The following is a 19,255-nucleotide window of genomic DNA, read 5'->3' on the forward strand; positions in this document are numbered from 1 at the left end:
GATGCGTGGTGCGGTCAGACATTGACGTCGAAGCCCGGTTCGACCTCGAACAACTCGAGTCGGCGCCCGACTCGGTCGAGTGCGCGCTACAGCTGGTCACCCACGACCGCCGCATACTCGAGAAGGTGCACATCGACACGTGGTGGCACGTCGACGCGGGCGGTTGTTGTGGAGTGAACCCGCCGGCGACCATGGTGCTCGTGTGGGGGCGGCAGACTTCTCGGCGATCTACCCTTGTGGGCGCAGCGCGACGTCCAGCGGATATGGAGCTCACCCGCACGAAGGACGCGCTGACCGCGGCACAGTACCGGTCTGCTCTACCCCTTTGAGCGGCAGTTTCACTTGCGGTTGCCCACACGCGCGGTATCCGCGCTTCTGGGCAACCGGAAACCTAGTTGCTCACCAACCGGTGATCCCGGAGACGAGAAACCCCTTCCGATACTTGTCGGAAGGGGTTCTCTTCGTCGGGCTGACAGGATTTGAACCTGCGACCACTTGACCCCCAGTCAAGTGCGCTACCAAACTGCGCCACAGCCCGTTGCCCTCTCGCGAGGGCCTCGACAACATTAGCGGACACCGACGGCTCGACGCTAATCGCCTGGTCGGAGCGCCGTCCCACTCGATCCCACCGCCAGCCACCTCATCTGTGTGCCGCTACCTTCGGCGGTGCTGAAGGTAGCTGCGCACAGATGAGGTAAGGAGACCCGGACGCGGCGGCCCGATCACAACACCCCGCGCCCTTCGCTCAGCGCTTGCGACGGTCCCGCTTGTCGCGCACGCGCACGTTGATCCGCACGGGCGAGCCGTCGAAGTTGAATTCCTCGCGCAGCCGTCGCTCCAGGAAGCGCCGATACCCCGCCTCGAGGAACCCCGTGGTGAACAGCACGAAGGTCGGGGGCCGCACCGACGCCTGGGTGGCGAACAGCACGCGCGGCTGTCGTCCGCCGCGCAGCGGTGGCGGATTCGACGCGATGACGTCCTTGAGCCAGTTGTTGAGCTGACCGGTGGAGACACGCTTGTCCCACGATTCCAGCGCACCTTCGAGTGCGGGCACCAGCTTCTGCACCGCGCGTCCGGTCATCGCCGAGATGTTGACCCGACGCGCCCACGGAACGCGTGCGAGTTCGCGGTCGATCTCCTTGTCGAGCTGGTAGCGACGATCCTCGTCGACCAGATCCCACTTGTTGAAGGCGATCACCAGCGCGCGTCCTGTCTCGATGATCAGCGACAGCACACGCAGGTCCTGTTCGGTGATCGGCTGCGACGCGTCGATCAGCAGGATCGCGACCTCGGCGGCCTCGAGAGCCGACCGCGTGCGCAGCGACGCATAGTATTCGTGCCCGCTCGCGGTATGCACCTTGCGACGCAGACCGGCTGTGTCGACGAACAGCCATGGCCTGCCATCGAGTTCGACGACCTCGTCGACGGGGTCGACGGTGGTGCCCGCGACGTTGTCGACCACCGAGCGATCCGAGCCCGCGAGCTTGTTCAACAGAGAACTCTTGCCGACATTCGGCTTACCCACCAGTGCGACACGACGCGGGCCGCCGAACGCGGGTGCCGACTCACGGGGCGTCTCGGGCATCTTCTCGAGGATCACGTCCAGCAGGTCACCCGCTCCCCTGCCGTGCGCGGCCGACACCGTGTGCGGCTCACCGAGTCCCAAGGACCACAACGATGCCGCTTCGGCTTCGAGCTTCTCACTGTCGACTTTGTTGGCCACCAAGATCACCGGAGTCTTCGACCGGCGCAGAACACGTGCGACCGCCTCGTCCGTCGAGGTGGCACCGACGGTGGCGTCGACCACGACGACGATCACGTCAGCCGTCTCCATCGCCGACTCCGCCTGCCTGGCAACGGCCTGCTGCAGACCCTTGGCATCCGGCTCCCACCCGCCGGTGTCGACGACGGTGAACCGGTGCCCCGACCACGACGCCGAATACGACACGCGGTCGCGAGTCACACCGGGAATGTCCTCGACGACGGCCTCACGGCGACCGAGGATGCGGTTGACCAGAGTGGACTTGCCCACGTTCGGTCGGCCGACGATGGCGACGACGGGGAGACGTTCGGGTTCGCCGCCCTCCTCTCCGAGATCGAAGTCGGTGATCTCCCAGTCTGATTCGTCCGACCAGACCCCGTCCCCCGGTTGTGCGGTCACATCGGTTGTCACGAAATCATCGTGCTCGGTCACACGGCACCTCCGGTTCGTGTCTGGACCAGTCCGGCAAGTTCGTCGAGAACCTTCTCGAGTGACAGATCACTGGTGTCGACGATGACGGCGTCGTCTGCTGGCCGCAACGGCGATACGGTGCGCGTCGAGTCGAGATGGTCACGGCGATTCACGCTGTCGAGAACCTTGTCGAAATCGCTGTCGCGTCCGGCGGCGAGGTTCTGCCGATGTCGTCGCAGCGCTCGCGCCTCCGGCGTCGCCGTCAGGAATATCTTGACCTGTGCGTCGGGAAAGACGACTGTCCCGATGTCACGACCCTCGACGACAACGAAATCATTGACAGCATGGAGTCGTTGCAGCGCAACCATTTTCGTTCGGACGGCGGGTACAGCCGACACCGCTGACACAGCATTGGTCACCTCGTCGGTCCGTATCGGCCCGGACACGTCGACACCGTCGAGCAGCACGTGGGATCCGCCGGAGCCATCTGCGCGCAGTTCGATCTCGGCGTCGGACACAACGGAGGCGATGTCATCCGGTGCGTCAAGTGCGACTCCGGCGCGCAGCACCGCCAGGGTTGCCGCCCGGTACATCGCTCCGGTGTCGAGGTAGTGCGCACCAACGCGCTGGGCAAGAACCTTGGAGACACTGGACTTTCCGGTCCCGGTGGGTCCGTCGATCGCGATGACGCGCGAGGCGATCGAGGGGTCGCTCACAATCCCACCGCCTTGTAGAGCGCGCCGACCTCGTCGCGTCCGAGTACCCGCAGAGTGCCGGGACGCTGCTCACCGAGAGCTACATTGCCGATGTGCGTACGCACCAGCGAGGTGACCGGGAACCCGACAGCTTCCATGAGCCGACGCACGATCCTGTTACGCCCCTCGTGCAGGGTGATACGTACCAGCGACTGTCCGTCGTTGACGTCCATCACGGTGAACGCGTCGACGGCGACGGGTCCGTCATCGAGTTCGACGCCGTCACGCAGCGTGCGCGACAACGCGCGCGGGACTTCGCCCTTGACCGTCGCGAGATAGGTCTTGGGTACCTCGAAGGACGGGTGCATCAATCGGTGCGCGAGTTCGCCGTCGTTGGTGAGTAGCAGCAGGCCTTCGGTCTCGGCGTCGAGTCGGCCCACGTGGAAGAGGCGCTGACCCGACATGACGCGTTCTGCGACGATGTCGCCGACGCAGGGGCGGCCCTGGTCGTCGGCCATCGTCGACTGCCAACCCTTGGGTTTGTTGAGCGCAAGGTACTGCCTGGTCTCGTCGATGATGACGCGCGCACCGTCGACGCGGATGACAGCGGTGTCGGGGTCGATCCGCAGGCCCTGTTCGGTGACGACCTCACCGTCGACCTCGACGCGACCGGCAGCGATCATCTCCTCGGCGCCGCGCCGCGACGCGACGCCTGCCTGCGCGAGCACCTTCTGCAGGCGCACGCCGTCGTCGACGTACGTCGCATGACCGCTCTCGTCAGCGCCGACCTGGTGGCGGGCGGGACGGGCGTTGTTCAGCCTGATACGACCAGCTTCGACGTCGGGCGTCGAGCGACCCTTCCGGTGCTGCTTCTTCGCGGAGGGCTGCTGTACTCGGCCGGTACCAGCGGGAATGCTGCGGCCACTTGCGGATCGACCTGAGGCACCTCGCCCGGTTCCCGCCTTGCCGCCGGCGGTCCTGCCGGAGGAAGCGCGACCCGAGCCGCCCTTGGCGCCTGTCGACCGCTGGCCGCGCGGATCGTCGCCCGCAGTGTTCTTGCGGTCGGTGTTCTTACGGTTCGAGTTCTTTCGATCTGTGTTGTTTCGATCAGGGTTTTTTCGGTCGGTGCGTCCCGCATTTCTCCTGCGGTCGCCCGGTGTGCCGTCACGGCTAGCGGATGCCATATGTCAGTCCTGGTCGTCGATGGTTGCTCCCGACGAGGTGCCGGGTATGTCGTCTCCCTTTGAGTCTGACCGCCCACCGCTCAGTTTGGCGAATCGCGGGTCGGACGAGAGCTCTTCGTCGAGGTCGTCGATGACGTCGACGTCGGGCAGCAGCGGGGCCAGGTCGGGCAATTCACCGAGAGACGCCAAACCCAGGCGCTCGAGAAACAGCTCGGTGGTGCCGTAGGTGGTGGCGCCCGACGCCGGATCGGAGCCGACCTCGTTGATGAGTCCGCGGGCCACGAGCGTGCGGATCACGCCGTCGACATTCACGCCCCGGATCGCGCTGACGCGTGCCCGGCTGACGGGCTGCCGGTACGCGATCACGGCGAGTGTTTCGAGAGCCGCGCGCGTGAGCTTCGACCTGGCGCCGTCGAGCAGCAGCCGCTCGACGTACGGCGCGTATTCGGCGCGCGTGTAGAACCGCCAACCGTCGCCTGCGAACCGGAGATCGAAGCCGCTACGCGCCTCGGTCAGTTCCGCAGCCATGCCGGTGAGCATCGCGTGGACACGCGAGCGGTCGTCACCCACAGCGGTGGCCAGTTCGTCAGCGGTGACCGGCGTGTCGACAACCAGCAGCACGGCTTCGAGCGCAGAACGCAGCCGGTCGTCGTCGAGGACAGGCTCGGCCTCGACCTCGTCGACACCGATCTCGCCGACGTCGAGCGCGGTCTGCCCAGCTCCGGGCAATTCCGCTCCGGTCGATTCTGTCTCGGCGGGCGCTGTCTCGGTGGGTTCTGTCTCGGCGGGTTCCGCAGCGGGGTATTCGGCGTTGCTCGGTTCCGCAGCGGTGTGCCCCTCGTCGGTCGGTTCGACAGCGTCCGTGGAGCCCGACTCCTCGTCGACGTCGGTCATTCGTAGTCCTCCGCTTTCTCCATACGCAGATCGTCGGTGTCGCGCTCGCCCGTCCACGACACCTGCAGCTCGCCGAGCGCCTCCGGCTGTTCGAAGACGACAGCGCGTTCGCGGAACAGTTCGAGCAAGCCGAGGAAACTGCCGACCACTTCGAGGCCGTTCACGCAGTCGGCGACGAGGACTCGGAATGTGAGCCACTCGCCGGGCGCTGCGGAGAGCAGCGTGGCCATGCGACGCGCCTGACCCGGCACCGAGACCCTGTGCATGTCGTGGAGGTGGTCGAGGCCGACCGTGGGTACCGGACGCGGAGTGAGTGCCGCGACCGCCACCTCGGCGAAGCCGTCGGCGTCGACGCCGAGTGTCACCTCGGGCAGCAGGTCGGTGAACCTCTGCTCCAGCGACACAGCACGTGGGTAGCGCTGGAGTGCCGCCGCTTCGAGTTCCCCGAACAGCGCTGCGACCTGCTTGTACGCGCGATACTGCAGAAGTCGGGCGAAGAGCAGGTCGCGCGCTTCGAGCAACGCGAGATCCTCCGGGTCGTCGACCTCGCCGGTCGGCAGCAATCGCGCTGCCTTGAGATCGAGCAGCGTCGCTGCGATGACCAGGAACTCCGTGGTCTGTTCGAGACCGAGCTGAGAGCCCATCTCGCGTGTGTATGCGATGAACTCGTCGGTCACGGCGTGCAGTGCGACCTCGGTGACATCGAGTCGGTGCTGGCTGATGAGATTCAGCAGCAGATCGAACGGACCCTCGAAGTTCGCGAGTTTGACCCGGAACCCCGGTTCCTGGTTCTGCTCATCAACGTTGTTCTGCTCAGCAACGGTCCCCGACGCTTCCTCGCGTGCGACGTCGGCGCTCTCGGCGCCCGATCTGTCGACGACGGTCCCGGCGTCGACGGTCCCCGCGTCTGCGGTGCCGGCCTCGGTCATGCCTGCTTGACGTTGCGCGCGATGACCTCGCGTGCCAGCGCGCGATACGCCTTGGCGCCCGCGGACTTCGGCGCCCACGACGTGATCGGTTCGCCTGCGACACTGGTCTCGGGGAACCGTACGGTGCGGGCGATGACCGTGTCGTACACCGCGTCGCCGAACACCTCGACGACGCGCGCCATCACCTCGCGCGAATGCAGGGTGCGGGCGTCGAACATGGTCACCAGGATGCCGCCGAGTGTCAGACGGAAGTTGAGGCGGTCACGCACCTTCTCGATGGTGTCGGTGAGCAATGCGAGACCACGGAGGCTGAAGTACTCGCACTCCATCGGAATGATGACGGTGTCGGCGCAGGCCAGCGCGTTCACGGTGAGCAGTCCCAGCGACGGCTGGCAGTCGATCAGCACGACGTCGTAGCGGTCGAGAACCGGGTGCAGCGCCCTGCCGAGCGCCTGCTCGCGCCCGACTTCGCTGACGAGTTGGATCTCCGCTGCCGAGAGATCGATGTTCGACGGCAGCAGATCGAGGTTGTCGACGCGGGTGCGCATCAGCACATCCTCGATGGAGGCGTGGGGCGGCACCAGGAGGTTGTACACCGTCTCGTCGAGTTTGTGATGCGGCACACCGAGACCTGCCGACAACGCACCCTGCGGATCGAGGTCGACGAGAAGCACACGGCGCCCGTACTCGGCGAGCGCGGCACCGAGGTTGATGGTCGAGGTCGTCTTGCCGACGCCACCCTTCTGGTTGCACACGGCGATGACGGTCGCCGGTCCGTGCCTGTCGAGCACAGCGGGTGTCGGGACATCACGGTAGGGACGTCCGGTCGGTCCGATCTCATCGTCGGCGTGTTCGGCTTCGTCCACGTCGAAACCGGGAGTCACATGAAGGCGGTACTGATCGTCGGCATGACCCCCCGACCGCGGCGTACTCGGTGTGCTCACGTACCCGCCTTCCTCACTGATCGTGGTCGTGCTCGCAGATCCTCGGCCCGCCGGAGATGATCCCCGAGTGTGTCGTGCGTTGGGGAATTGCTCGTAGAGAAGCCGCTTGTCAGCCTAGTAGGTCGCCGCGCCGATCCCGCGGAGCATCGCCGCAACGACCTCGTCTCGGCGCTCAGCGCGCCCGTGGATGGGCCGTGGCATACACCTCGCGCATCGTGTTGACCGTGACGAGTGTGTACACCTGGGTCGTCGTGACCGACGCATGTCCGAGTAACTCCTGCACCACCCGGACGTCGGCGCCACCGTCGAGGAGATGAGTCGCGAAGGAATGTCGCAGAGTGTGTGGTGACACGGCTGTGCCTACGCCCGCGCGCTCGGCGGTGTCGGCGAGTACCTGCCATGCGCCCTGGCGCGTGAGCCTGCCACCTCTGGCGTTGAGGAACAATGCGGGTGTCGACCGCGCCACGAGCGCGGGTCTGCCGCGCACGAGGTAGGCCTCGATGGCCTCCACTGCTGGTCCACCGACCGGAACGAGCCGTTCTTTTCCCCCCTTGCCGCGCAGCAGCACCGTACGGGCGTCCGTATCGAGATCGTCGACGTCGAGCGACGTCGCCTCGGAGATCCGTGCTCCGCAGCTGTAGAGGAGTTCCAGTAGGGCGCGGTCGCGCAGAGCGCGCGGATGATCACCTGCACCTGCGGTGTCGAGGATCGCGACGACGTCCTCGACGGGCAGCGCCTTGGGAAGTCGTCGGGCCGGCCGGGGCGGCCGGACACCGTGGGCCACGTCGCCGGGCACGACGCCCTCGGCCGCGGCGAACTTGTGAAAGCCTCTGGTGGCCACGAGGGTTCGTGCAACCGAACTGTCCGCCAGTGGCATGGTCCCTGCTGCGGCGTCGCCACGACGCAGGTCGACGAGGAACTCACGGACGTCGTTCTCGGTGACCTCCGCGAGGTCGGCGATCCCACGATCGGTGAGATAGCGCCGGTAACGGTCGAGGTCACGACCGTAGGACGCGAGTGTGTTCGCCGCCATGCCACGCTCGACGGTGAGGTGATCGAGGTATCTCGTCACCACGTCGTCCACGGTGCGGCCGACTCCCTGCGCGGTATCCGTCCTCACCCCGATGCCCGACCCGCCTTGCGATCGGCAAACGCGTGCGGCTGGTCACGCCACGGGGTGTCCGTCGTCCTGAGTGCGATGTCGGCGCGGTCGGCAGCGAACACCGCCAGGATGCCCGCTACCGCGGTCGCGTTCACGATCTCGCCCGAGAAGACCTTCGCGACAGCCTCGTCGAGGTGGAGCCACTCCAGCGACATGTCGGCTTCCTCGTCCTCGCGATCGGCGATGTGATGCTGCGACAATTCCTCCGCGAGGTACACGCGCAACGCTTCGTCGGTGAAGCCCGGCGAGAGATCGAGATCGACCAGCACCTGCCATCGCTCGGCGCGCAGGTCTGTCTCCTCGGCGAGTTCACGCTGCGCGGCGGTCAACGGTGATTCCGCTGAGCCCTTGTCGAGCAATCCCGCAGGGATCTCGAGCAGTCGGCGCCCGACGGGGTGCCGATACTGGCGCACCATCGCGATCCTGCCGTCGTGATCGCGGGCGACCACGGCGACTGCACCGTAATGCTCCACGACCTCACGCTCTGCTATCCGGCCCCCCGGCATCTCGACCTCGTCGAGTCGTAGCGCGAGAATGGCACCGTCATAGGCGACTTCACTAGACCGCACCACGAAGTCGTGCGTGCCCGGACCGGAGTTCTCACTCAATCGAGGTGTCCCTCGACCTCGGCACCGACGACGATGGCCTCGGCGTCACCGTCGGCCACCACGCCCTCCACGGTCGACGGCGGGTCATAGTCACCCAGATCCACCGGGAGTCGTTCTGCCGCCTTGTATTTCAGCGACGCATCGATGAACGAGCGGAACAGCGGGTGGGGCCGCGTCGGCCGACTCTTCAGTTCAGGGTGCGCCTGGGTGCCCACCAGGAACGGGTGAATCGACGTCGGGTACTCGACGAACTCGACAAGGTGACCGTCGGGCGAGGTCCCGGAGAACACGAGACCCGACGCAGCGATCTTGTCGCGATAGGAGTTGTTGACCTCGAAACGGTGCCGATGCCGCTCGGACACCTCGGTCGAGCCGTACGACTCTGCCACGATGCTGTCGGGCTTGAGTGTCGCGGGATAGGCACCGAGACGCATCGTGCCGCCGAGATCTGCCTCTCCTGCGACCACGTCGGTCTGGTCGGCCATCGTCGAGATCACCGGGTACGGGGTGCCGGGATCGAACTCGGTCGAGCTGGCGTCCTCGAGACCAACCGAACGGGCGGCCTCGATGACGATGCACTGCAGGCCGAGACACAGACCCAGCAGCGGGATGCCCCTACGCCGCGCGTAGCGGATCGCACCGAGTTTGCCCTCGATGCCGCGGATGCCGAATCCACCGGGGATGAGCACACCGTCGACGTCTCCGAGCGCGGCCTGCGCCCCCGCCTCGGTGGCGCACTCGTCGGACGGAACCCACTTGATGTCGGTCTTGGCACGCCACGCGAATCCACCCGCGCGGATAGCCTCGGTCACCGACAGATAGGCGTCGGGCAGATCGACGTATTTGCCCACCAATGCGATTCGCACGGTCTCGCGAGGCTCGTGGACCCGGTTGAGCAGTTCGCCCCACACAGTCCAGTCGACGTCGCGGAAGGGCAGCCCGAGCTTGCGCACGACGTATGCGTCGAGCTGTTCGGAGTGCAGCACCTTGGGGATGTCGTAGATCGACGGCGCGTCCGGCGTCGAGATCACGCCGTCGATGTCGACGTCGCACATCAGCGCGATCTTCTTCTTGAGCCCCTCGGGGACGTCCCTGTCGCAGCGCAGGATCAGCGCGTCCGGCTGGATACCGACGTTGCGCAATGCAGCGACCGAGTGTTGCGTGGGCTTGGTCTTGAGTTCGCCCGACGGCGCGAGGTAGGGCACGAGTGAGACGTGGATGAAGAAGACGTTGTCGCGGCCGACGTCGTGACGGATCTGCCGGGCGGCCTCGATGAACGGCAGCGACTCGATGTCGCCGACGGTTCCGCCGATCTCGGTGATGACCACGTCTGGCGGTTCGCCGTCGTCGCCGGGAGCGCGCATCGCGAGCACCCGTGACTTCAGTTCGTCGGTGATGTGTGGGATCACCTGGACGGTCTCACCGAGGTACTCGCCGCGACGTTCCTTGGCGATCACGGTCGAATACACCTGTCCCGTGGTGACATTCGCCGATTGCGAGAGGTTGCGATCGAGGAACCGCTCGTAGTGCCCGACGTCGAGGTCAGTCTCCGCGCCGTCCTCGGTGACGAAGACCTCGCCGTGCTGGAACGGATTCATCGTGCCGGGATCGACGTTGAGGTACGGATCCAGTTTCTGCATGGTGACGCGCAACCCGCGCGCCGTGAGTAGTTGGCCGAGGCTCGACGCCGTCAGACCTTTTCCGAGCGACGATGCGACGCCGCCTGTAACGAATATGTGCTTCGTGCCTTCATGCACGTGGCGAAGTGGTCGCAAAACCCGTCTCTCCCGTCGGCTGGATCAGGCCGGAAAACCTGTTGACCTACGGGACTCCAGGGTAACACCCATCGCCGGTTCGGCGCTCCGCCACACCGGGCGGGGTCGCGGACGGACTGTGATCCTCGTCGTTCTCGGGGTGTCCTCCGGGACGACGACCGGCCCGCAGGCGCCGATTTCGGAGATCAGGTCGACGGGCGATCGTTTGCCGGCGCCCCGACGGTGATGGCCTTGGCGCCGGCTCCGGTGCCGTACGCACCGGTGCGACCCTTCTTCTCCTCCTGGAGAACCAGGATCGAGGTGATGCGCCCCGTCTGCTGATCGATGTTGTCGACGGTCGACACGGCGTTGCCGAGGCCCGGATCGGCTCGGACGACCGCGATCGGGGAACCGCCGTCGGTCGAACCGGTCCGACCGAGCAGCGCACCACCGTCACCGCGGCCCGACAGCGCTGCCGCGAAGCGACCGACGAGAGCTCCCTGCGCTCCGGAGTCCTTTGGGTAGCCACCACCGGTGACCACCACCGCGAGGTCGGCAGGTGCCGGGCCCGCACCGTCGTAGTCGATGAATCCGCCGTCGTGCAGTGCCTGAAGCCCGGTACGCCGGTCGTCGGCCGATGCCGCACCCTTGCCGCCACGATCGAGCGTCAACGCACCGAGCAGGTCGCCTGCCCGTCCACCGGAGTCGACGAGTTCGGCGCGCAGCGTCGATCCTGGAGGAATCGTCTGGTCGATGATCGTCGACAGCTGCTCGGACTTCTGGTCGGAGACGAACTGCTGGGTCAGACCGATCTGGCCCGATACCTTCGCTCCCGCGCCACCGATCGCGTCCTTGACGGCGGCGACGTCGGTGTCAGACGCGCCGGGTGCGGTGACCACCAGAACCGAGTCACCACGCAGTGCCCCGGCGATCACGCGACCGGTGATTGCGGTGTCGAAGCTGTTGGCGCTGTTGAGCTGATCATTGAGTTGATCACGCTCGTCCTGCAACGCGCCGATGCGATCACGGCTGGTGCCGGTCAACGAGTTCATCCTGTCGCCGACGAAGCCCGAGCCGATGAACAGGCCCAACGCGAGTGCCAGAAACACCGCGGCGAGCGAGATCGCATGCTGACGAACGGAAATCATTGCCTACCTGTTCCAGACCCCGCGGGCCCACTCGACCAGTTGATCCCATTGGGCGACGACCCAGTCGGTCACCTCGCCGCCCATGCTCGACAACACGACAGCTGCGATCACCGCGATCAGAGCAGCGAGGACGACGAACGCCACCGCTGCGGCCGACACGCGGCTGCGGTACAGCGTCGCAACAGCTTTCGCGTCGACGAGCTTCGGACCGACCTTCATGCGTGTGAGGAATGTCGACGGGTTGCTCTCACGGCGCGAACGATCGAAGAAGTCGTCGAGAGTACCGCCGTAGCCGACCGTGACAATCAAATCGGCGCCGTGATAGTCGGCGAGCAGCAACGCAAGATCCGACGCCGAGCCCGCCGCCGGGAATGTCGTTGCCCCGATGCCCAGATCCTGAATGCGCTCCAGGCCCGCAGCGTGTCCGTCAGTGTCGGCCGGAAGAACCAGTTGCGCACCGCATTTGAGTGTCGCCACCTTCATCTCCTCGGGGTCGCCGACGATCACCGATGGTTTGTAGCCGGCCTTCGTCAACGTGTCGGCACCGGCGCCGACACCGATGATCACCGGCGAGTACTCCTTGATGAACGGCTTGAGCGCGCGAAGATCCGCTGCGCGATCGGGCCCGTCCGCGACGATCACGACGTGCTTGCCGACCAGCGAGACATCGATGTCGGGCACTCCGACACCGTCGATCAGCAGCGGGGACTCGCTGCGAATGAACTCGATCGTGTTGCCGGAGAAGGCCTCCAGATGATCGACGAGGCCTGTCTTGGCCTCGATCATCATGTCCGCGATTTCGTGCTCGTCGAGCGTGGTGCCGCGGGCGAGTCGTCGTTCACCGACGAACACCTTGCCGTCGTCGACGCGCAGTTTCGCACCGTCCTTGACCCGCTTGAACACTTCGGGTCCGACCTCGTCGACCAGCACGATCCCCGCCCCGACCAGCACTTCCGGTCCGAGGTTGGGATACCGCCCGCTGATCGAGCGCGAGGCATTGACCACCGCGACGACATTGGCTTCGACCAGCGCGTCGGCAGTGACACGATCGAGGTCGACCTCGTCGAGAATGGCGATATCCCCCGGCCCGATCCGGTCGAGCAGACGGCGTGTGTTCTTGTCGATCCTGGCGATACCGGACACGCCAGGCAGTTCTTCGGAGTTACGTGCGAGCAGTGCGGGCATCTTCATGCACCACATGATTGACCGTGCACCGCGACTCCACGTGGAGGCGCGCCGCAACATGGGCAACTTTTGTCACACGAGTATCACGCGTCTCAGCGCTTCTGGCGGTCGCCCTTCGTCTTCTCCGCATCGGCCGTGGCCAGCAACTCCTCGGCATGTGCGCGCCCGGTGTCGGATTCGCCGGGCCCGGCCAGCATGCGCGCCAACTCGGCGATGCGTGCGTCACGGTCGAGTGTGCGCACCGTGCTCGTCTGCGCACGTTCTCCGGTCGTGGACGTCTTGCCGATCACGAGGTGGTTGTCGGCGAAGGCTGCGACCTGCGGCAGATGCGTCACGACGATGACCTGGTGTGCCCGCGCGAGTCCTGCCAGTCTGCGTCCGATCTCGACCGCAGCCCGACCGCCGACGCCCGCATCGACCTCGTCGAACACCATGACCGAGCCCGAGGTCGGCTCCGCGAGAACCACTTCGAGTGCCAGCATCAGGCGCGAGAGCTCACCGCCGGACGCCGATTTCGCGATCGGCTGCGGGTCGGCACCAGAGTGCGCGACGAGCGCGAACTCCGCGCGATCAGCACCGACGGTTCCTGCGTGACAGGTCACACCGTCGACAGTGATCGCCAATCGGTCGTCGGAGCCGGCCACATCGTCGGTCACGTCAACCGAGAGTGCGGCGTCGCCCATCGCGAGCCCCTTCAGCTCCTTGGAGACTTTGGTGGACATGGATTTCGCCGCCTTGCGCCGAAGGGCCCGCAAGGTCGACGCTGCCGCCTCGACGTCGGCTCGCGCCGTCGCCGCCGCCGCCTCGAGTTCGTCGATCGACCCCTGTGGATCGTCGATCTCCGAGAGCCGACGCTCCGCGGTCTCACGCCACTCGATCACGCCGTCGATGTCGGGGGCGTACTTGCGGACCAGAGCCTTGAGTTCGCCCTGCCTGCTCAGCAGTTTGTCGAGTTCGTCGGCGTCGCTGGGGAGTCCCGACAGAAACGACGACAACTCGTCGCCGATGTCGGTGACCACCGTCAGAGTTTCCGACACCCGGTCGGCCAGACTCCGCAGTTGCGCGTCGGCCGCCGACTCGAGCAACGTGCGCACCTGCCCGAGCCCGTCGACGACCGATCCTCCCTCACCGGCGACGATGTCGTGCGATCCGAGGGCAGCAGACCGGATCGACTCGAGATCGGACAGGCGCCGAATGGTTTCGGCAAGTGCGTCGTCTTCCCCGGGTTGCGGGTCGACAGCCGCGATCTCGTCGATACCGAAGCGCAGCCGATCGGCCTCCTGCGCGAGCTCACGATGATTGGCACGTCTCTCGTCGAGCTCGTCGAGCACCCTTACCCATTGCTCGCGCGCCGTGCGATAGCGAGCCACGGCCGACGCCGCGCGATCACCGGCGAAGCTGTCGAGCGCATCGCGCTGGTGATCCGGGCGCAACAGACGCAGCTGGTCGTTCTGGCCGTGAATCGTCAGCAACGCACCCGTGAACCTGCCCATGACGCCAACCGGAACCGAGCGCCCGCCGAGATGTGCGCGCGACCGACCGTCGGACCCCACAGTCCGCACCGCGATCACCGAACCGTCGTCGTCGAGTTCTGCGCCCGACGACTCGACGATGTCGGCCACGTCGGCGCGTGTTGCCTCGTCGGCGGAGTCGGCGAGGCGGAAACGTCCTTCGACAGTGGCTTTCTGGCTTCCCGAGCGCACCCTCCCGGCGTCGGCGCGAGCACCGGACAGCAGTCGAAGGCTGCTGACGATCATCGTCTTGCCCGCACCGGTCTCGCCGGTCAGCACGGTGAAGCCCGGCGTGAACTGTGCAGCGGCTCGGTCGATGACGCCCAGGCCGGAGATCGAGAGCTCTTCGAGCACTGCTCCCCCTTATGCCTGTCGTCCGCGCCAGCCGGTCACCGGCAGGTCGAACTTGGTCACGAGACGGTCGGCGAACGGATCGGAGTCGATGCGCACCCAGAGCACCGACCGATCGCTGCGAACCACTTCAACGCGCCCGCCCGCAGGTACGTAGATCTGACGACGTCCGTCGCACAGGGCGATCGCCGACCGTCCGTGCTTGTCGATCTCCACGGCTATCCGCGACCTCGGACTGGTGACCATCGGGCGTGCGAAGAGCGCGTGTGCATTGCTGGGAACAATCAGGATCGCCTCGAGATCGGGCCACATCACCGGACCGCCCGCAGAGAACGCATACGCCGTCGATCCTGTCGGAGTCGACACGAGCACACCGTCGGCACCGAACGCCGACACCGGCCGACCATCGACCTCTGTCACCAGTTCCAGCACGCCGTTGTTGGTCCGGTTGAGAATCGCAACCTCGTTGAGCGCCCAGCTGCGACGCACATCGCCGGGGCGGGCTGGATTGGTGATGGAGATGTCGAGGGTCATGCGCGGTTCGACACGGTAGTCGCGTGCGATGAGCTGCGCCATGACGTCGTCGATCCGATTGGCCTCGGCCTCCGCGAGGAATCCGATGTGGCCCAGGTTGATCCCGAGGACGGGAACACCTGCGGGATAGGCGAGTTCCGCTGCGCGCAGAAACGTCCCGTCGCCACCGAGGACGATGACCACCTCGCACCCGACGGCTGATTCTGGCTCGCCCATCGCCACGGTGACGTCGACGCCCAGTTCCCGTAGGCCCTCGATGTCGAGGGGGTGGCTCGGTGGCCGCCGCGGACCGTGATGGGTTTCTGACTGCTCGGCCGGGTCTTCCGGGTCACGATCATCCGGTTCGGGGTCGTCCTGTGTCGCGGGATTGTCGGCTGTGAGGTCGTGGTCGATGATGCGTAAACCGACACCCGCGGCAGCGCAGTGGCGTGCGATCGACTCGACCGTACGAGTCACCACGGCCCGGCCGGTGTGCGCCACCACCATGAACTCACGCTGACCGGATGTGGCGACCACCGATTCGTTGATCACCTGGTTCCTTAAGTTCGTAGGTGCAGTTACGTCATACCGAGTTCACGATGAGGGAAAGCTCAGCGAGGTCCCTCGTCCACGGCCCGGTGGATCATCTCCCACAACCGACCGTCGCCTTCGCCCTCGCCATTCTCCTCGACAGTATCGTCTGCGCGAGCGGCGGGCCTCGACCGGTGTGCATCGGTGTGACGCTCACCGGTTGGGCGCTCGTCGAAGCGGTATTCGGCGCTGTCATTCTCGTCGGGTCGGTAAGTGAGCCACAAGAAGTACTCGACGTTGCCGGACGGCCCCGGCAGCGGACTGGCCACGACGTCCCTGGTCATCAGACCCAGGGATGCTGCGTCGCGTGCCACCCGATACACAGCTTCGGCACGCAGCCGGGGATCGCGCACCACGCCGCCAGAACCGACTCTCTCCTTACCCACCTCGAACTGCGGTTTCACCATGGGCAGCAGGTCGGCGCCCGGCCGCACACTCGCCGCGAATGCCGGAAGCACCAGTGACAGAGAGATGAAGGAGAGATCGGCGACGACGATGTCCACGAGTCCGCCGATGTCCTCGCCGCGCAGATGCCGCACGTTCGTGCGGTCGTGTACGTCGACGCGCTCGTCGCTCTGCAGGCGCCAGACGAGCTGCCCGTAGCCGACGTCGACCGCAACTACCTCACTGGCTCCCCGCCGCAGCAGTACGTCGGTGAAACCGCCGGTGGACGCGCCCGCGTCGAGACACCGTTTGCCGGACACCGTGAGCCCTTGCGGTTCGAATCGTTCGAGCGCACCGAGCAGCTTGTGCGCACCACGCGAAGCCCAGTCGTCGCGAGGACCGTCATCGGACACGACGATCGGCGTGTCGCGCGAGACGTTGGTGGCCGGCTTCGCGGCGAGGACACCGTTGACTGTGACCTGCCCGGCCTCGATGAGCTCGCGCGCCTGCTCACGCGAGCGCGCGAGCTTTCGGCGGACGAGTTCTGCGTCGAGCCGTGCGCGCGCGGCCACTCAGTCGGTCCTCGACGTTCGGGAGCTCGATGATCGAATCGAGCGACGGTCACCCCTCATCGGGGATCCACCTCTGCCAGTGCAGCGGTGAGGACATCGTGAGCCTGCTCGAGCAGTTCGCTCTGCCGCGCGAGCGCAGCGAGGTCGAAAGTGTCGCCTGCCTGCTCACGGATCACGTCGACCTCGTTCAGCAGCAAACGAACAGTTTCGCCGACAGGGATCTGCGGCTCGGGCACCGCATACTCGGTGGATGGTCGCGCTCCCGGCATGAGGTGTGGTCCGGGAACCGGGGTGTTCTGGTGCTCGTCGTTCATGACACGACCACGCTAGCGCAGGGCACCGACACCGAGCTCGTCGATCTGCGCTTGCACGTCCGGATCGTCGCTGGTGATAGTCACGTCAGCCGGGTCGACCGATTCGGCCTCGACGTCGTGCCCGTCGAGCAGTGCCCACACCGAATGGGCGAGTGCCGGCAGCAGTGCAGCCCGTGCCGGCGTCGAGCCGGCAGCACTCACCGACACAGTGGCTCCCGAGATGGTGACATCCCAGCTCTGCTGGGCGGCGATACGAACCGTGCTCTCCTCGTCGAGGAGGCCGGTGAGGTCGTCGATGACGTGCGACGGCCGCTGCTCGGGCGGAGCCAGCAGCAGATCTTTCGCTGTGCTCACACCGGTCAGAACGAGTGCGCTGTCGAGGCCGACGGAGTGCGCTCCCTGGATGTCGGTATCGAGACGGTCACCCACGACCAGCGGGTTCGATACCCCGCTGCGCTTCATCGCGTCCGACATCAACGGGGCTGCCGGCTTGCCCGCCACGAGGGGCTCGGCACCGGTGGCATTCGCCACCGCGGCGACGAGCGAGCCGTTCCCGACCAGTAGTCCACGCTCAGACGGCAGAGTCGCGTCGGTGTTGGTGGCGATCCACAGAGCGCCCGCGCGAATGGCGAGCGCCGCCTCGGACAGGGTCGACCAGTTCGTGTCCGGCGAGAACCCTTGGATGACGGCCGCCGGGCGATCGTCGGCGCTGCGAGCAACACCAACGCCGACCTCACGGACCTCTTGAGCGAGTCCGTCGGTACCGAGCACCAGGGCACGGGATCCCGGCTCCACATGCTCGGACAACAACCGCGCCGCGCTCTGCGCGCTGGTGACCACCTGGTCGGGGGAGGCGGAGAACCCCATCGAATCGAGATGCGCCGCGACCTCCTGCGGACGTCGACTCGCGTTGTTGGTGACGAAGATCTGCGGCAGGTCGAGACCGTCGAGCGTTTCTCGAGCTCCGTGTGTCGGCTGTGCGCCAGCGAACACCGTGCCGTCGAGATCGAGGAGAAGCGCTTCGTAGTGATCAGCGAGCGATCCGTGAGGAGGTGCCTGGGGCTCGACGGGATCGGGGCTGCCCACCGCTGAAGCGGAAGTGGAGGAAACGGCATCGGCAGACCGGGACGCCGCGCCCGGTGCCGAGGACGGTGTGATCGTCTCCGGCGGCCGCGACGTGCTCGTCGCAGACGGATCAACAGTGGTCGCAGTCGATTCACCGGGCGCAGTCGACGATTGCGCGCCTGAGCCAGAGGAATCATCGGACACAGCCCACTCAGCGGGAGAAGACGCCCCGGCGGGAACCGACGACTCAGCGGGAACGGAGGACTCAGCGGAAGACGACACCGCAGCGGACCGGCTCTCCGACTCCGACTGCCCAGCATTCGGCACTGAAGGCGACGACGACGGCTCGAGTGAGGACTCCACTGCCTCAGCGGCCCCGTCACTGCTGCCGTCGCCGGCACCAACACCTGTTTGCCCATTGTCTCCGCTGTCTTTCGCGGAGGAGCTCGCGTCGGGGCTCATCTCGTCGGAGAGCTCCATCAGTCGGAACTCCGCATCGGTCGCATCGTCGACATCTGCGGCTGCGGCGTTCATATACCAGGTGACGGCGTCATCGCGGCGACCCGCTGCGAGTAGCGCCGACGCGTACGCATAGAACAGGCGGGCGGCCATGGTCCCGGTACGGCCAGGGGCGAGGTTCTCCGCCTGTAACGTCACCAAAGCCTTGTCGGCATCTCCTGCGTCAATGCGCGCTCCCGCCTCGACGATGCGCATCTCGGTGGCCTCGTCGCCCGTGAGGGCGCGACCATCATCGCTGCGTGCGATCTCGATCGCGCGCTCCGGACGTCCCAGTCCACGCTCGGCATCGGCGATCAGAGGCAGCAGGGCCGAGCTGCCACTTATCCGGCGTGCTGCCCGCAGTTCGGTGATGGCTTCTTGCCATTCGCCCGCGTTGTAGGCGGCAATCCCCGCGGTTTCCCGTACGAGGCCGACACGTGACGCCCGCTCGCGAGCAGCACGCGCGTGTGCCAACGCGAGCTGGGGATCGGATTCGAGGAGTTCGGCGACCATCACCAGGTGGCGCGCCACGCGGTCGGCGTTGGTCTTGTCGAGCGTCAGTAGATCGCGTCGGACTTCGGGATCGAGGTCCGACGCGGCCACGTCGTCGGGCAACGGCGGTCCCGAAGGCCGACCTTCGGCTCCCCGGCCGCGTCCACGTCGTCCCTGCTGTCCCCGATCGCGATCGTTCATGGTTCTCAATCTAGGCCTTGCGAGACCTGTTGGCGGAATCCGGCAACCAGTCCCGCTTCGCGGAAGTATTGCCGGTGGTTTGGGTGG

17 protein-coding genes and 1 tRNA gene are annotated in these 19,255 nt (G+C 66.3%); 1 reads left to right on the top strand and 17 read right to left on the bottom strand.

Features of this window, described 5'->3' with window-relative positions:
- Positions 1–8 precede the first annotated feature (8 nt).
- A complete protein-coding gene (locus GOOTI_RS00460) occupies positions 9–329 on the top strand; it encodes a hypothetical protein (protein WP_138985124.1) in 321 nt (106 codons plus the stop codon).
- Between the two features lie 135 nt (positions 330–464).
- Here GOOTI_RS00460 and GOOTI_RS00465 read toward each other — a convergent pair.
- From GOOTI_RS00465 to GOOTI_RS00545, 17 genes are all read right to left on the bottom strand, one after another.
- Positions 465–538 (bottom strand) — tRNA-Pro (locus GOOTI_RS00465).
- Positions 539–745: 207 nt separating this feature from the next.
- Complete coding sequence (gene der, locus GOOTI_RS00470; protein ID WP_007236582.1) at positions 746–2,194, bottom strand: ribosome biogenesis GTPase Der; 1,449 nt, start codon at positions 2,192–2,194, stop codon at positions 746–748.
- The gene (gene cmk, locus GOOTI_RS00475; protein ID WP_007236583.1) at positions 2,191–2,889 is read right to left on the bottom strand and encodes a (d)CMP kinase; all 699 of its coding nucleotides are present in this window, start codon (positions 2,887–2,889) and stop codon (positions 2,191–2,193) included. Before cmk ends, der begins: the two co-directional genes overlap by 4 nt.
- Complete coding sequence (locus GOOTI_RS00480; RefSeq protein ID WP_007236584.1) at positions 2,886–4,052, bottom strand: pseudouridine synthase; 1,167 nt, start codon at positions 4,050–4,052, stop codon at positions 2,886–2,888. Before GOOTI_RS00480 ends, cmk begins: the two co-directional genes overlap by 4 nt.
- A 3-nt stretch (positions 4,053–4,055) precedes the next feature.
- Positions 4,056–4,946, bottom strand: coding sequence for an SMC-Scp complex subunit ScpB (scpB, locus tag GOOTI_RS00485; protein ID WP_007236585.1), 891 nt, complete (start codon positions 4,944–4,946; stop codon positions 4,056–4,058).
- On the bottom strand, positions 4,943–5,875 hold the full coding sequence (locus GOOTI_RS00490) for a segregation and condensation protein A (RefSeq protein WP_007236586.1): 933 nt from the start codon (positions 5,873–5,875) through the stop codon (positions 4,943–4,945). The genes scpB and GOOTI_RS00490 overlap by 4 nt, the downstream gene beginning before the upstream one ends.
- Positions 5,872–6,819, bottom strand: coding sequence for a ParA family protein (locus GOOTI_RS00495; protein ID WP_007236587.1), 948 nt, complete (start codon positions 6,817–6,819; stop codon positions 5,872–5,874). The genes GOOTI_RS00490 and GOOTI_RS00495 overlap by 4 nt, the downstream gene beginning before the upstream one ends.
- 172 nt (positions 6,820–6,991) lie before the next feature.
- Positions 6,992–7,903: a site-specific tyrosine recombinase XerD gene (gene xerD / locus GOOTI_RS00500; protein ID WP_039993005.1), complete on the bottom strand. Its 912-nt coding sequence runs from the start codon at positions 7,901–7,903 to the stop codon at positions 6,992–6,994.
- Positions 7,904–7,935: 32 nt separating this feature from the next.
- The gene (locus tag GOOTI_RS00505; RefSeq protein ID WP_007236589.1) at positions 7,936–8,589 is read right to left on the bottom strand and encodes an NUDIX domain-containing protein; all 654 of its coding nucleotides are present in this window, start codon (positions 8,587–8,589) and stop codon (positions 7,936–7,938) included.
- Positions 8,586–10,364, bottom strand: coding sequence for a CTP synthase (pyrG, locus tag GOOTI_RS00510; RefSeq protein WP_051997817.1), 1,779 nt, complete (start codon positions 10,362–10,364; stop codon positions 8,586–8,588). The genes GOOTI_RS00505 and pyrG overlap by 4 nt, the downstream gene beginning before the upstream one ends.
- A gap of 185 nt (positions 10,365–10,549) precedes the next feature.
- Positions 10,550–11,491: a copper transporter gene (locus GOOTI_RS00515; RefSeq protein ID WP_007236591.1), complete on the bottom strand. Its 942-nt coding sequence runs from the start codon at positions 11,489–11,491 to the stop codon at positions 10,550–10,552.
- Between the two features lie 3 nt (positions 11,492–11,494).
- On the bottom strand, positions 11,495–12,676 hold the full coding sequence (gene steA / locus GOOTI_RS00520; protein ID WP_007236592.1) for a putative cytokinetic ring protein SteA: 1,182 nt from the start codon (positions 12,674–12,676) through the stop codon (positions 11,495–11,497).
- A gap of 92 nt (positions 12,677–12,768) precedes the next feature.
- The gene (recN, locus tag GOOTI_RS00525; RefSeq protein WP_007236593.1) at positions 12,769–14,541 is read right to left on the bottom strand and encodes a DNA repair protein RecN; all 1,773 of its coding nucleotides are present in this window, start codon (positions 14,539–14,541) and stop codon (positions 12,769–12,771) included.
- Positions 14,542–14,550: 9 nt separating this feature from the next.
- Complete coding sequence (locus GOOTI_RS00530) at positions 14,551–15,603, bottom strand: NAD kinase (protein WP_007236594.1); 1,053 nt, start codon at positions 15,601–15,603, stop codon at positions 14,551–14,553.
- Positions 15,604–15,662: 59 nt separating this feature from the next.
- Positions 15,663–16,598 carry a TlyA family RNA methyltransferase gene (locus GOOTI_RS00535; protein ID WP_007236595.1) on the bottom strand — a complete coding sequence of 312 codons (936 nt, stop codon included), beginning with the start codon at positions 16,596–16,598 and terminating at the stop codon, positions 15,663–15,665.
- A 56-nt stretch (positions 16,599–16,654) separates the two neighbouring features.
- Positions 16,655–16,912 (bottom strand): hypothetical protein, encoded by a 258-nt coding sequence (locus GOOTI_RS00540; RefSeq protein WP_007236596.1) that lies wholly within the window; start codon positions 16,910–16,912, stop codon positions 16,655–16,657.
- Between the two features lie 12 nt (positions 16,913–16,924).
- A complete protein-coding gene (locus tag GOOTI_RS00545) occupies positions 16,925–19,168 on the bottom strand; it encodes an HAD-IIA family hydrolase (RefSeq protein WP_039993000.1) in 2,244 nt (747 codons plus the stop codon).
- Positions 19,169–19,255: the final 87 nt, after the last annotated feature.

The sequence above is a fragment of the Gordonia otitidis NBRC 100426 genome (assembly GCF_000248075.1).
Lineage (GTDB): Bacteria > Actinomycetota > Actinomycetes > Mycobacteriales > Mycobacteriaceae > Gordonia > Gordonia otitidis.

Excerpts from the sequence above, each read along its gene's own strand:
- GOOTI_RS00480 (WP_007236584.1), bottom strand. The coding sequence starts at position 4,052 with ATGGCATCCGCTAGCCGTGACGGCACACCGGGCGACCGCAGGAGAAAT.
- scpB (WP_007236585.1), bottom strand. The coding sequence starts at position 4,946 with ATGACCGACGTCGACGAGGAGTCGGGCTCCACGGACGCTGTCGAACCG.
- GOOTI_RS00490 (WP_007236586.1), bottom strand. The coding sequence starts at position 5,875 with ATGACCGAGGCCGGCACCGCAGACGCGGGGACCGTCGACGCCGGGACC.
- GOOTI_RS00515 (WP_007236591.1), bottom strand. The coding sequence starts at position 11,491 with ATGATTTCCGTTCGTCAGCATGCGATCTCGCTCGCCGCGGTGTTTCTG.
- steA (WP_007236592.1), bottom strand. The coding sequence starts at position 12,676 with ATGCCCGCACTGCTCGCACGTAACTCCGAAGAACTGCCTGGCGTGTCC.
- GOOTI_RS00540 (WP_007236596.1), bottom strand. The coding sequence starts at position 16,912 with ATGAACGACGAGCACCAGAACACCCCGGTTCCCGGACCACACCTCATG.
- GOOTI_RS00545 (WP_039993000.1), bottom strand. The coding sequence starts at position 19,168 with ATGAACGATCGCGATCGGGGACAGCAGGGACGACGTGGACGCGGCCGG.